Here is a 13,272-nt window from a genome sequence, read left to right as displayed (position 1 = left end):
AGATCTTGTAAGCACCGTTTCAACAGACAGCCTCATCTGCAAGCTACAGCCAGGGCCAGGAACACCGAAAAGATGGGCCAATATCCTACGAAATGTATTCCAAAGATTAGCCTGAGTATGACCTTTTTTTGTGTTGCTTCCCCACACGACATTACATCGCCTGAGGCCACCAAAGCACCAACGCTGTCCAGAGAATGAGAACGAACATATTTCCGGTATCTCTATGGTTGTTTCTCCAGCAGAAAAAAACACAAAGCCTCACCACGCCAGTCTCACGACCAGCCTGTCTCTCCGGCAATCCTCAGCACCATTCAATTTGCAATACTGGCGGCAATCAAAATAGACCTCTTTCGAAATTACCCCCTCTTACCAAAACAAGTAAAAAGGCATAAGCTGACATCCATGAAATATGAGATGTTACAAAACTATACGGATGAGAAATTTCGTCGAATAGCAGGGGTAAAGCGCAAAAAGATGGTTGAAATACTGCCTATACGGCAAAGCATCTGCGACATGGGAGGACACCTAAGCTGTGGTATAGAAGATATGTTTTGCTGGCCTTACGGGGGAATACCATATACCCATATCGCAGCCAGCTTCGGGCTTAAATGAGATACCGCACCATCCCTTTGCTTTATCCTTTACGGAAAGCTTTATTGAAGAGTAATATGGAATATGAAGTGGTTTTAAGAACGTCCTAAAGTATCTGGTCCTCAGGCAAGAAAAAACGCCATACTATAAAAAACACAGCTAAATCATCTGTACATCTTTTTCCAGCAGGCACGACTTTATCCGCTATACATGCAAAACCGGAGACAATGATTGAGACTGACACGGCTATCTTGGATTAAGAACAGTCTCCCAAAGACGTGGTATGAAGGATAACCCTTTAAGTAAGGAAGACAAGCAACACAATCATGCCATTTCAAGCAAGTGTGTACTCAACACGCTTCAAAATCGTGGCGGATCAATATCGCAACCGCAGAAAGCATTTCGGCTTACGCTTCAATCTGATCGCCGGTATCTGTAATTATGAAATGCTACAATTTAGCAAGAGGTATGGTGACTTACTTACCTCAGGGCGAGACAGCGGTCTTCTGAGTCTTCGGGGTCGACTTACAGAGCGGCTTTGAAAAGCCCGAAGATGCTTTTTGGTAGAATGCCCATGTAGAGAATCATAAATACAAGGACATAACAGACCATCTTCTGATTGAACGTAAGCTTGATAGGATTGCTATTGTTGGGTGGCGCCTCTTTTGAATAGCTCATCCGGACAAGGTTAAGATAATAAAATATCGAAATGACGGTATTCACAGCGCCTATGATTACAAGGGTCAAATGGCCCTGCTTAAATGCGCTGGTGAAGAGGAAAAGCTTACCTGTAAAACCCCCTGTAGGAGGGATACCAGCAAGAGAGAATGCAGCCACGGCAAGGGTAAGGGCAAGAACAGGTGCCCGTCGAGATAGCCCCATAAGGTCATCAAGCTCCACATTTTCCCCTTTATTCGCAAGAAGTACGACAACATACAAGCAGGCAAGGTTCATGAGCAGATAGATGGCAATGTAGTACACAGCCGCAGCATTACCGTCTCTTGTAAGCGCAAGAACACCCATCAGCAGGTACCCAGCATGAGCGATCCCAGAATAGGCCAAAAGCCGTTTCACATCTTTCTGAACAAGACCTACGATATTGCCAAAAGTCATGGAGAGAGCCGCAAGAATAACAAGGATATTGACGAACTGCATGTAGAATGACGGCGCTATCATGGTAAATCTGATTAAAAGGGCCGCACCTGCAATTTTCGGTATGGTAGCAATGAACGTGGTTGTGACATTTGAAGCCCCTTCATAGATGTCAGGAGCCCAGAAATGGAAAGGAAAAAGTGACAGTTTAAAAAAGAATCCCGAGAGCGTCATGATGAGCGCAACAATGCCTAAAGGATGGCCCACTAAAGTAGGGAACGTCAGGACGATATCGGCAAGAAATGTCGATCGGCAAGCGGCATAAATGAAACTCATACCATAGAGCATAACCCCTGTGGATATGGCACCGAAGAAAAGATACTTAATCGCTGCCTCCCACTGCATTTTTGAGTGTCCCTTCCGGAGGGGAACAACCACATAAAGACTGTACGAAGAAACTTCAAGGGCGATTACGATCGAAATTAGCTCAACAGAACTGACCAGCATCATAAGTCCCAACACCGAGAAAGCCAGGAACATAAAATACTCAGCGACGTACTCCCTCTCAATATCGTCCGTATTTTCAAGCATGAAAACAACAACACAGAACCCGAACGCGAGCATAACTTTAAATAACTGAGAGAAGAGATCAATGCTGTAGGCACCACTAAAGAGCAACCCTCTTCCAGAGACACAGAAAATGGAAATCACAAAGGGTATTATGGAAACAAATTTGGCAAAGGAGAGAGAGGTTTCTGACTTGTTCTTTTTGATGGAAATAAACAAAAAGATCACAGCCAGAAGAAAGATCGAAATTTCAGGCAACAGAAGTGTAACCATAATCAAACCCCTTAATGGAGATAAGTCTGTAGTTGGCTGCTGAGATGCATCAGCGTCTTTTCCACAGTCAGCACAAAGGGACGGGGGAATAATCCCATCCATATCACAAATACCGCCAACGGAACGAGATAGATGATTTCTCTGGCATTCATGTCAGGAATTATCCTCTTATCCTCTCTGCCCCACACAATTTGCTTCAGCAGGCGGAGCATATAGGCCGCAGCCAAAATCGCCCCCACAACAGCGAAGAATCCCGCGACTTTATGCTGCAGGAACGTTCCTAACAATATATAAAGCTCCCCTACAAAGTTATTGGTACCGGGAAACGCAAAGCCGGAGATTGCGAATAGACCGAATAAACCAGTATATACTGGCATGATCTTACCTAACCCGGCATTGTCAAATATCTCGCGACTATGTGTCCTCTCATAGATAATGCCGACACACAGAAAAAGTCCGCCTGTGGTTACACCATGATTCAGCATCTGGAGAAGGGCTCCCTCAAACCCGAAAAGCGTAAAGGCGAATATGCCAAGCGTGGCAAACCCCATATGGGCCACACTTGAATATGCAATCATTTTCTTCATGTCTGTCTGACTCAGACAGACCAAACCTCCGTAGATAATCCCTATAACAGATAGAACGATCATGAGAGGGGCAAAGTATACGCTCGCCTGCGGCGTCACAGGAAGGCAAAATCTCAGGAATCCGTAGGTCCCCATTTTGAGCAGAACACTAGCGAGAAAAACACTCCCCACAGTGGGTGCCTCGGTGTGCGCTGCTGGCAACCAAGTGTGAAATGGGAACATAGGCACTTTAATAGCAAATGCAAGAGCGAAAGCCAAAAAAACCCAGAACTGGAACGTAAAACTATAGTTCCCGGACATCGCCGCAGGAATAGAGAATGTCTGATTGTTCAGATATAGAGCAATAATAGCAACAAGTAGAAAGACGCTCCCAAACAGTGTGTAGATAAAAAACTTAATAGACGCATAATCTTTCCTCGGACCGCCCCATACGGCGATCAGAAGATACATGGGTATAAGCATAGCCTCCCAGAACACATAAAAAAGAATAAAATCCAAGGCGCAGAAGACCCCGATCATGGCACTCTCCATCATAAGAATGCAGAACATGAACTCCTTCACCCTGGTCTGTATGGCGGACCAAGCAGAGAGAACGCATAGAGGTGTAAGAAATGTGGTCAGAAGGATTAAGAAAATAGTGATTCCGTCAATACCTAGAGCATAATTGATATTGTATGCCGGGATCCACGCCTTCATCTCGCCAAACTGAAACAGGTGTGTCGCAACGTTGAAATCCACATAGAGAAGAAGGGATATCACGAAGTTGATCAGGCCCGTAACGGAAGCCGTCACCTTTATAACCGTGTCATTGCGAAGAAAGAGGAGCAGACATGCCCCTACAAGTGGTAAAAATATCGTTGTCGATAGAATCGGAAAATCTAAGTGGTTCATTATCAAAATTTGGTCCATATGCATCATTTATTTACCTACCCATTGTAATAAACCAGACGATGGAGAAAAATATCACCAAAGCCATACCGATATAGGCCTGAATTTTCCCCGTCTGAAGCTTCCTCACCACCAACCCGACAGTCTTTACGGTCAAAGCTGATCCGTCCACGATTCCGTCGATTACGTGCCTATCGAAGCCATACGAAGCTTTGGCCTTTCCGAAAAGCGCCTTAAGCGCCAATGTCTTATACAATTCACCCCAGAATCCATCAATGGGAGCAATGATCTTGTTATCTATCCACATAAAGATTTTCCCGCCCTTCCTGTAGAAATAGTCGAGATCCAAATTCATCTTGTCTTCAGGACTCAGTTTTTTCACTAGGAGGAAGAATACAAGACCGGTGAAAGATAATATCTGCAACATCTCTGCAAAGTGGTGAGACGTGTACGGATGATATTCGGCATTATACGGCAGAAGTGCGTAAAGTGAATCAGGATAAATACCGATTATAAAACATAAGGCAGATGTAAGTCCCATAGCCCAGAGCATGTTCTTTGGAGGCTCTTTCGCCTTTATGGGTGCTTCTTTGGCGAAAAATGCGAAATACGTAACCTTCAGGCCCACCGAAAGGAATGTACCGATCCCAGCAAGGTTCATGAAAGTGAAGAGCCAGAGCCTCCCTGTCTCATGGGCTGACGCAGTAATCATTGATTTGCTCACAAAACCGCTGAAGAACGGGAATCCCGAAATAGATATGGCGCCTACAATGTAGAAAATCATCGTGAGGGGCATATACTTATAGAGTCCACCCAACTTAGACAGTTTTGCCGTACCCGTCATATACAGCACCGACCCAGCGCCCATGAATAGGAGCGCCTTGTAAAGGATATGGGCAAACGCATGTGCACACGCCCCATTAAGGGCAAGGTCCGTCCCAATTCCCACACCAGCAACCATGTATCCCACCTGACTTACAATATGGTAAGCCAAGACCCGACGTATATCATTTTCTATAACAGCGTAGAACACCCCGTACACCGTCATGGCGGTCCCCATTATGGCCAGCACCTCAAACCCGGGAAAACCCCGCGCAAGCACATAGACAGCGGTTTTCGTGGTAAAAGCACACATAAGCACCGCTCCTTCTACCGTAGATTCAGGATACGCATCAGGGAGCCACGCATGAAGGGGGATGACAGCCGCATTAAGGCAAAAACCGGCGAGAATAAGATATTCTGCGACACCGGCATGATCCGGCAGAATTCTCGTGAAAACAAAATTACCTGTCTTTGAATAATAGAGCATCATGCCCATAAAGAAACAGAGTCCGCCAAAGACGTGCACCAAGAGGTAGCGATACCCAGCGTCAACAGACCTCTGCACTCTCCGATACCAGACAAGGAAGACCGACGAGAAAGCCATGACTTCCCAAAACACAAAGAGTGTCAGATAATCCCCTGCGAAGATGGCCCCTAAGGAACCCCCGATATAAAAGGAACCGGCTATGTAGTGTCCGTCTTCCTTCCGGTGAAGACCATAAAGAGCGCCGAGAAAGGCCATGATGGTAAAGACCCAGGCAAAGATAAGGCTCAGTTTGTCCACCCTGCCAATAAGAATGTCCGTATTAAGAAAGCGGCAAACGCCGTACATTCCCTCGCGCATCATGGCTACGTCGATAATAGAAAGGATGGGGATAAGAAGGGCCAGCCCTTTCTTTGCTTTCCCTTTAAAGAAAGGAAGCAGGAGACTCCCGATGAAAAAAAAGATAGCCGGATGAATCCACTTATCCATAAAAATCCTCGTCTTTTCCCAGAAATAGATGGGCAATACCCTTTGCTACTTTAATAAGGATGAAACAACCTATACTCCCGAATAGGGTCCAGTATAAATAGATCTTATCAATCAGATAGTGGGCGTGGACCCGCGACTGCATGACATCAAACACACCCAAGGCTACCAGGTAAACAATTAAAACCGTCTTTAACCCGCCCATATGGGCCCGCAGAAACTCAATCCACTTTAGTATCATGAGAAGAGCCTTCCTATGAGATTAGTGAAAAAGCTCGGAAAGAGACCGAGAGCAACTGAGATAAGCGAAGCAAGCACAAGAGGGACTACCATCGTGATAGGTGCCTCTTTTATATCAGCCTTTGTCCATCCCTGCTTTCTTCCTTCGAAAAATGCCTTGATCGTTATGGGCGCAAAATAACCGGCGTTCAGGATCGTGCTTGCCATGAGCACGACAAGGATAGGGATGTTATGGATCTCCAAAGCACCATTCAGCAAATACCATTTCGTGACAAAACCTGCCACGGGGGGAGCTCCTATCATACTCAAAGAGCCAATGGCAAAAGCACCCATGGTAAAGGGCATTGCATATCCTATGCCTGCCATATCGCTAATCTTTTTCTTGTGGGTTGCCACATAAATGGCTCCAGCGCAAAAAAACAGGGTGATTTTGCTGAAGCCGTGATTCACTATATGGATAATACCACCGGTAATACCGGGCACGTCAAGAAGAGCTATCCCAAGGACAACATAGGAAAGCTGACTCACGGTGGAGTATGCAAGTCTTGCCTTCAGATCATCTTTTGTAAGTGCTATCACCGAAGCCGTCAGTATAGTGAAGGAGACCGCGTATGCCGTGTAAAGACCCAAATTAAGGTTCTGCAACAACTCCACACCGAAAGTGGAAAGCATCACTCTAGAGATGCAGAAGACACCCGCTTTCACAACAGCCACTGCATGGAGCAACGCACTCACAGGCGTAGGTGCAACCATAGCCGAAGGAAGCCAGTTGTGGAGAGGCATAATGGCAGCCTTTGCGAACCCTGCAATAAATAGCACGTAGGTGACACTCACCCACACACCGTTAGCATCTTTCGGAAAAATCCCGCCTGTTATATTGTCAGCAAAATCAAGGGTACCCGTAAAAACCCATGTAAGTACCACTGCCGGAAGGAGAAACCCCTTTGATGTACCCATGAGATATACGATGTACTTCTTCGCCCCACCGTAGCCATCCTGATCCTGATGGTGGGCAACGAGAGGATATGTAAAAATGGTAATGATCTCATAAAAAAGATATAGCGAAAAAAGGCTTCCAGAAAAGGCAACACCCTGGGCCCCGAGTATAGCAATGGCGAAGCATGTGTAATACCGTGTCTGAGCATGCTCATCCAAGGACCTCATATAGCCAATATTATATGACGTCGCGAAAATCCAGAGAAAAGAAGATACAATACCGAAAATCAAGGAGAGTGCGTCTACTCTGAAATTGAGGGAGATGCCAGGCGCTATGGTCGAGAGGGTATATACAATCTTACCTCCGTGCATTATTACCGGAACCATGACCGCCACGGATATGAAGGTCAGCACAGCGCCGGCTAAGGACCAAAATTCCCGCAGATTCGGCTTTTTCCCTGACAGAGATATGAGGAGAGTCGTCACAAGAACGATTACTATGGGTATAAGGGGTTGTATACTTTCAATCAGCATAGTCTATCAGTCCTTCATCTCCTTCAACTTTTCACTTTCTATATGCCTGTATCTCCGGAATATGAAAATAATGAGACCTAAGGCTATGGCGGCCTCCGCCGCCGCAATACCCATAATAAATAGGGTAAAGACTTGTCCCGCCACGCCGCTTCCATTGTTTAGCCTACTCAAGGCCACAAAATTCAGACCTACCCCATTCATAACAAGTTCCAAAGAGATAAGCATCCCAATAAGTGTCTTCCTGTAAAGAACGCCCAATATTCCCGCCGAAATAAGGAAGAGAGCGACAAAGAGATATACGTACAGGTTATTGAAGAGAAGAGTGTCCGTCATTTTTCCTCCTTAGAGGAAAGGACAAGCATAATTGCGCCCACTATGCTCACCATGATTAGCAAAGAGATCAACTCAAAAGGGAACGCATATGTATCGAACAGAGCCCTCCCCAAATCTTTGGTGTTAATTAGCGCCATTTTGCCATCCCCATCGAAATTTCCTCTTATAAAGGTCAAAAAGATGAGGAAGGTAAAAACGGAGATAGCAAACGCTATCAGGAGCTTGCTTATCTTCCACTCTTTAATGGGCCTCCTGCGAAGATAATGCGGACCGGCAATCATGACGGCAAAAACAATCAGAATACAGATGGCTCCCACGTATATGAGGATCTGCATCATGGCTACAAACGGGGCGTTGAGATATACATAAAGACCCGCAATACCGAACATGGTGACTATCAGTCCAATTAGAGCATAGATCATGGAACTCATCAACACCGTAGCGAGAGCTCCGAAGATGGTAACAAGCGTCATGAAGACAAAAATTATTTCGCCGAGGGTCATCTATTTCCTCTTCTCGTATTCTTTCACAAGATCAAATGTACATTCTGCTCGTGTGTGGACCGCGATATTATAATCATGGGAGAAATCAAGAGCGTCCACGGGGCATACTTCCACGCATATCCCGCACTGACTGCATGTCGTAAAATCAAGCATGTACTCCGTGCATGTCTTCTTCTTTTCGCCCTCTTTCTTCTCACCCTCAATCTTCTTTATGGTCCCAGAAGGGCACGCCCTTATACAAGCCATACATACTATACATTTCGTCCGGTCAGGCACATCAGGATCACCGATAAGCTTTATATGACCCCGGAACCTTTCCGGCAGTTCAAGGGTCTCCCGTGGATACTGCGTGGTCACTACAGGCATGAAAAAAGCCTTGAGTGTGACTCCCATACCCATGATGAGAGAAGCTGCGCCTTTTATGATCTCAGCTGGTAGCATCATAGTATCTTCAGCAAACCTCCACAGATTAGCAACCACAAAAACGAGACTGGTATCAGTATTTTCCATGAGAAGTTAAGCAACTGGTCAAACCTCACCCTCGGGAAGGTCCATCTGAACCATACTATTACAAAAACCAGAAAATATGTCTTTATGAAGAACCAGACGATTCCCGGCAGGATGGGCCCCTGGTAACCACCAAGGAAAAATATGGCAGCTATAGCACTGACAATAAATATATTGGTGTACTCCGCCATAAAGAACAGGGCGAATCTCATGCCTGAATACTCGGTATGAAAGCCGGCCACGAGTTCGCTTTCTGCCTCGGCGAGGTCAAAGGGCGTCCTGTTGGTCTCCGCTACCCCTGCGATAAAGTAGATTAAGAAGGGGATTGGATGATACAGTACAAACCATACATCCTTCTGCGCCTCCACAATATCCCGGAGGGACAAGGAATTACACATAAGGATAACAGGGAGAAGAGTGAGGAGAAGAGGTATTTCGTAGGCAATGTTCTGGGCAACGCTCCTCATGGCGCCGATAAGGGAATATTTGTTGTTCGAACCCCACCCAGCAAGAAGAAGGGAGAGTACGGTCAGCGATGAGAAAGCAAAAATTACAAGTATCCCCACATCAATATCTTTTACTTGAAGAAAAGAACTGAAAGGAATAACAACGAAAGAAACAAGAACCGGGATAATAATGACTATTGGAGCAAGAAAGTAGAGCGGCCTTTCAACGTGTCCGGGGGTAATAATATCTTTACCTAACAGCTTCAGACTGTCCGCAATAGCCTGAATAAGACCGTACGGACCAACTTCTTTCGGGCCTATTCTTCTCTGCATGTGACCCGAAACCTTACGCTCAACCCATGTCAGGATGACTGTGTTGATAACTATCATGGCAATCACGCCCACGAGACCGGCGACCAACCACATTAAATCTTTCCCGACTAAATCAATGATCCAATTCATACTATATTCCTGGTTTCCAGAATCCTGTTTTTCACCTATCTATCTCCGGTATACAAAGATCAAGACTCCCTAAAATAGATATGGCATCAGCTATCAGTGTCCCTGGAGCAAGGTACGGGAAGATTATAAGGTTCGAGAAAGAGGGCACCCGCCAGTGCATCCTGTAAGGGGTATCAGTCCCATCGCTCACTATATAAACCCCGACCTCTCCTCGCGGAGACTCAGCGGCCTGGTAGACATCCCCCGCAACAGGCTTCATCTTCTTCGGCACCTTTTCGGCAACATAAGGACCGTCACTAAGCATGTCCAAAGACTGCTTAATGATTTTCATGCTGACTTCCATGTCGTGAACTCTTACCATGTACCGGTCAAGTACATCACCGCTCTTTCCGATCGGTACATCAAAGTTAATTCGGCCGTACGCCGCATAGGGTTCGGTTTTTCTGATATCATAGGGCACTCCCACGCTTCGGAGTACAGGACCGGAGAACCCATATTTCCTAGCTCCTTCCTCATCCAGTATACCTATGCCCTTTGTCCTATTTATGAATATAACATTCTTCGTGACAAGAGTGTCGTACATTTTCAAACGATCGTACATTCTCGCTATAAAAGCCCTCGTCCCCTCTATGAACTTTTCATCTACGTCATTGTAGAGACCACCAAATCTCATATAGCAGTAAGTGAGTCTCGATCCCGTTATGCGTTCAAGGATGTCGTTTATCTGCTCTCTGTCGTCAAACACATAGAGGAAAGGCGTAAGGCCACCCAAGTCGGCCAGATACGCGCCAAGCCAGAGAAGGTGGCTTGAGATCCTGTTCAATTCAATGGTGATCGCTCTTATAATATTAGCTCTCTCGGGAACAGAAATTTTGCACAGCTTTTCCACTGCACTTACATATGCGGCATTAAAGCTCATGGGCCCAAGATAGTCCATCCTGCTCGTGTTGGGCAAGAACTGCATAAAACCCCGGTTTTCACCCATTTTTTCCTGCATCCTGTGAAGATACCCGAGGACTGGCTCCGCCGCCTCCACATACTCCCCGTTCATCTTCACTACGACACGCAAAACACCATGGGTGCTGGGGTGCTGAGGTCCGAAATTGACGGTAAATGCATCTTCCTGCTCATCTACTTTAAAGTACGCGAGCCGCTCCCGATCTTCCGGCGGAATGCGCACTTTCCCTTTGCGGAGGGGATAAAATTCTATGCCGTCATGGAGAAATAGATACCCCATATTGGGGTGGCCATCAAAAACCACTCCAAAGAACTCATGAATTTCCCTCTCATACCAAGCAGCCCCATCGAATATGCCAGACATAGTGGCCACGTGAGGATTCGCCGGGTCTACTTTTAAGGTTACTTTCACCCGACACAGAAAGCGGTAATTATTAAAGAAATAGACGACTTCAAGATAATCCTTGTAGTCGACACAGAGCATATCTTCGAAATAAAATTTTCTGTCGTCAAAGAATTTTATGACATTGTGGAGGGTTTCTTTGGAAGCCGCTACACTGATATGGTAGCCTCTCTCCTCATAAGAGACCTCCGAAATTTCCGCCGCTCCAATAGTCGTTTTTAATTTTTCCAGAATATCTGTTACCATTTTGCCTCTGGCGTAGGGAACCTTCTTTTTCCGGTCAGTTTTTCCTCCAACTTAAGAAGACCTTCAAGGAGAGCTTCCGGTCTTGGAGGACAACCTGGCACATAGACATCCACGGGAACGAGAAGGTCAACTCCTTCAACGAGATTATACTGGTCTTCAAACAAAAAAGGACCGCCCGATATGGCACAGTTGCCCATGGCGATTACCCACTTCGGTGCCGGCATCTGTTCGTATAGAGTCACGAGCAGGGGCGCCATTTTCTTTGTAACAGTGCCTGATACAATCATGACATCCGCCTGCCGGGGTGACGGCCTGAAAATCTCGGCGCCGAACCGGGCAAGGTCGAATTTTGCCATGGCGGTAGACATCATCTCAATTGCGCAACATGCAAGGCCAAACGTCATAGGCCAAAGCGAATTCGCCCGGGCGAGGTTAAGGATGTCGTCAAGGAGCGCAAATTTTATAATTGCATCTTTCGTTTCCAGGTGAATACTCCTTTTCCCCATGCATAGATTATTGCAAACGCAAGGATTGCAACAAAGATAATCAATGAGTAGAACTCATACATGTTTGCTCCCCTAGTATAACTCATGGCCACAGGGAACAGGTATAGGACATCAACATCAAAAGCAATGAAAATGAGCGCATAAATATAATAAGCCGCGCTGTATCTTATCCATGCTCCGCCGAAAGGTTCTACTCCACATTCATAAGTAGACAGTGTCTTTTTTCCTGCAGTCCGGGGAGCCAGAAAATACGGGACCGCCACCGGCACAATTGCAAATACAATCGCCACCAGAAAAAAGACCAGAACAGGGAAAAATTGGCTTAAAGTATCCATAAAGTTGTTATTTATTTCACATGTTTTTTATTATGATTGACGGTTGCTTGTCAAGAACAAACTTAACTTTCTCGGAATTTTTTTTGTGCAACTTTATAAGTATCAACAAACCTTATTGTAAACACTCACTTTCTCTGTTGATACAAATGCGATTTGCCTTTTCTCTTGACAGAAGGAGTGCCGCGGAAAAGACCGATCTGGATATCTACCAGACATGAAACAGCATTCTTATTTAAGCGGACAAACGGTATTCCTTCGTCAGGATACTCCCTCCCAACTTTCCTTAATCACAGACTTCTACGGTTTGTATAGTAGTTGTTTAGTCTCACATTGAAGTGGTTTGGGTCACCTATAAATCTTCCAGGCTCAAACGTCCATATATTTATGATAAAATCAAGCGCTCTGATGCTTTTTCTTTTTTCCGCTTCCACCACCTAAAGCCTAAGCAGAGTAAACCGAAAGATACGGCGATTAATGCAAGATGTACAGCGGCAAGAAACGATAGGGCGACACAATCCGCATCTTCCGGTGAAGTTTCAAACGTCAAAATTATCCAGTGACTGGTTTGTGTGCCCATTCTGGGTAACTTAATTAAGCGCGTACCTGATATAAAAGCACAGTATAGCAGGTGAATAACAAAGATCCAAAAAAGCCACAGAACGGTCTTACGAACGATCTTAAACAGTTTACGCAATAACTATTGAGAACGCCATAAACCTCAAAGTTGTGCCCCGGGATAATACATCTTTGGGCAATTATCCTATGGCGCAACATGCGAAAATCACCACTGTTAGGCAAAGTTACACAGCCGGAGCTTCTGCCTGGCGATCCGCCAGGATGAAGTCGGAATTCACCACGCCTTACTCCATTGCAAAACACTTCGTCGTCTATTCGATTATCCAAGACGTATAAGACAAACCAGTCAAAACGGTTGCTAGAGCTTCTTTATTGACTTAATTGCGGCGATAATCTTACTTTTCAGACCACCGCTTTCCCTGTCTGCTATTGCATAGCGACCAATTCGGGATCGCACCGAACATGGGCGTGCATTGAAACGCAACCTTGTTGCGATAT

General features: G+C 45.7%; 13 protein-coding genes. All 13 read right to left on the bottom strand.

All coding sequences use genetic code 11. The features are described 5' to 3' along the window. Nucleotides 1-1,116 precede the first annotated feature (1,116 nt). The 13 genes from LBQ00_02710 to LBQ00_02650 all read right to left on the bottom strand — a co-directional run bounded on the left by LBQ00_02710 (nt 1,117) and on the right by LBQ00_02650 (nt 13,101). The gene (locus LBQ00_02710; GenBank protein MDR2017777.1) at nt 1,117-2,523 is read right to left on the bottom strand and encodes an NADH-quinone oxidoreductase subunit N; all 1,407 of its coding nucleotides are present in this window, start codon (nt 2,521-2,523) and stop codon (nt 1,117-1,119) included. Nucleotides 2,524-2,534: 11 nt separating this feature from the next. After that, on the bottom strand, nt 2,535-4,019 hold the full coding sequence (locus LBQ00_02705) for an NADH-quinone oxidoreductase subunit M (GenBank protein ID MDR2017776.1): 1,485 nt from the start codon (nt 4,017-4,019) through the stop codon (nt 2,535-2,537). Between the two features lie 13 nt (nt 4,020-4,032). Beyond that, nucleotides 4,033-5,793, bottom strand: a complete 1,761-nt coding sequence (locus tag LBQ00_02700; protein ID MDR2017775.1) for a Na(+)/H(+) antiporter subunit D — start codon at nt 5,791-5,793, stop codon at nt 4,033-4,035. Continuing rightward, on the bottom strand, nt 5,786-6,031 hold the full coding sequence (locus tag LBQ00_02695; GenBank protein ID MDR2017774.1) for a hypothetical protein: 246 nt from the start codon (nt 6,029-6,031) through the stop codon (nt 5,786-5,788). The genes LBQ00_02700 and LBQ00_02695 overlap by 8 nt, the downstream gene beginning before the upstream one ends. Continuing rightward, a complete protein-coding gene (locus tag LBQ00_02690; protein ID MDR2017773.1) occupies nt 6,028-7,500 on the bottom strand; it encodes a monovalent cation/H+ antiporter subunit D family protein in 1,473 nt (490 codons plus the stop codon). The genes LBQ00_02695 and LBQ00_02690 overlap by 4 nt, the downstream gene beginning before the upstream one ends. 6 nt (nt 7,501-7,506) lie before the next feature. After that, nucleotides 7,507-7,833 carry an NADH-quinone oxidoreductase subunit NuoK gene (gene nuoK / locus LBQ00_02685; GenBank protein MDR2017772.1) on the bottom strand — a complete coding sequence of 109 codons (327 nt, stop codon included), beginning with the start codon at nt 7,831-7,833 and terminating at the stop codon, nt 7,507-7,509. Then, the gene (locus tag LBQ00_02680) at nt 7,830-8,336 is read right to left on the bottom strand and encodes an NADH-quinone oxidoreductase subunit J (protein ID MDR2017771.1); all 507 of its coding nucleotides are present in this window, start codon (nt 8,334-8,336) and stop codon (nt 7,830-7,832) included. Before LBQ00_02680 ends, nuoK begins: the two co-directional genes overlap by 4 nt. After that, nucleotides 8,337-8,780 (bottom strand): 4Fe-4S binding protein, encoded by a 444-nt coding sequence (locus LBQ00_02675; GenBank protein ID MDR2017770.1) that lies wholly within the window; start codon nt 8,778-8,780, stop codon nt 8,337-8,339. It abuts the gene before it with no gap. Further along, a complete protein-coding gene (gene nuoH / locus LBQ00_02670) occupies nt 8,777-9,751 on the bottom strand; it encodes an NADH-quinone oxidoreductase subunit NuoH (GenBank protein ID MDR2017769.1) in 975 nt (324 codons plus the stop codon). The genes LBQ00_02675 and nuoH overlap by 4 nt, the downstream gene beginning before the upstream one ends. A gap of 31 nt (nt 9,752-9,782) precedes the next feature. Next, entirely contained in the window at nt 9,783-11,357 is a 1,575-nt protein-coding gene (locus LBQ00_02665; GenBank protein ID MDR2017768.1) for an NADH-quinone oxidoreductase subunit D, read from the bottom strand. Continuing rightward, nucleotides 11,351-11,863 (bottom strand): NADH-quinone oxidoreductase subunit NuoB, encoded by a 513-nt coding sequence (gene nuoB / locus LBQ00_02660; protein MDR2017767.1) that lies wholly within the window; start codon nt 11,861-11,863, stop codon nt 11,351-11,353. The genes LBQ00_02665 and nuoB overlap by 7 nt, the downstream gene beginning before the upstream one ends. Then, nucleotides 11,818-12,198 (bottom strand): NADH-quinone oxidoreductase subunit A, encoded by a 381-nt coding sequence (ndhC, locus tag LBQ00_02655; GenBank protein ID MDR2017766.1) that lies wholly within the window; start codon nt 12,196-12,198, stop codon nt 11,818-11,820. The genes nuoB and ndhC overlap by 46 nt, the downstream gene beginning before the upstream one ends. 591 nt (nt 12,199-12,789) lie before the next feature. After that, nucleotides 12,790-13,101, bottom strand: coding sequence for a DUF2778 domain-containing protein (locus LBQ00_02650; protein ID MDR2017765.1), 312 nt, complete (start codon nt 13,099-13,101; stop codon nt 12,790-12,792). Nucleotides 13,102-13,272 lie beyond the last annotated feature (171 nt).

The organism is Syntrophobacterales bacterium (assembly GCA_031274925.1).
Classification (GTDB): domain Bacteria; phylum Desulfobacterota; class Syntrophorhabdia; order Syntrophorhabdales; family Syntrophorhabdaceae; genus PNOM01.
Note: the sequence above shows the minus strand (reverse complement) of the source record. Positions and strands in the feature narration are given on the sequence as shown.

What these genes read in the sequence shown, in the direction of transcription:
- nuoB (MDR2017767.1), bottom strand. Translation starts at nt 11,863, where the DNA reads ATGGGGAAAAGGAGTATTCACCTGGAAACGAAAGATGCAATTATAAAA.
- LBQ00_02680 (MDR2017771.1), bottom strand. Translation starts at nt 8,336, where the DNA reads ATGACCCTCGGCGAAATAATTTTTGTCTTCATGACGCTTGTTACCATC.
- LBQ00_02710 (MDR2017777.1), bottom strand. Translation starts at nt 2,523, where the DNA reads ATGGTTACACTTCTGTTGCCTGAAATTTCGATCTTTCTTCTGGCTGTG.
- nuoK (MDR2017772.1), bottom strand. Translation starts at nt 7,833, where the DNA reads ATGACGGACACTCTTCTCTTCAATAACCTGTACGTATATCTCTTTGTC.
- nuoH (MDR2017769.1), bottom strand. Translation starts at nt 9,751, where the DNA reads ATGAATTGGATCATTGATTTAGTCGGGAAAGATTTAATGTGGTTGGTC.
- LBQ00_02675 (MDR2017770.1), bottom strand. Translation starts at nt 8,780, where the DNA reads ATGATGCTACCAGCTGAGATCATAAAAGGCGCAGCTTCTCTCATCATG.
- LBQ00_02695 (MDR2017774.1), bottom strand. Translation starts at nt 6,031, where the DNA reads ATGATACTAAAGTGGATTGAGTTTCTGCGGGCCCATATGGGCGGGTTA.
- LBQ00_02705 (MDR2017776.1), bottom strand. Translation starts at nt 4,019, where the DNA reads ATGGACCAAATTTTGATAATGAACCACTTAGATTTTCCGATTCTATCG.
- LBQ00_02700 (MDR2017775.1), bottom strand. Translation starts at nt 5,793, where the DNA reads ATGGATAAGTGGATTCATCCGGCTATCTTTTTTTTCATCGGGAGTCTC.
- ndhC (MDR2017766.1), bottom strand. Translation starts at nt 12,198, where the DNA reads ATGGATACTTTAAGCCAATTTTTCCCTGTTCTGGTCTTTTTTCTGGTG.
- LBQ00_02665 (MDR2017768.1), bottom strand. Translation starts at nt 11,357, where the DNA reads ATGGTAACAGATATTCTGGAAAAATTAAAAACGACTATTGGAGCGGCG.
- LBQ00_02690 (MDR2017773.1), bottom strand. Translation starts at nt 7,500, where the DNA reads ATGCTGATTGAAAGTATACAACCCCTTATACCCATAGTAATCGTTCTT.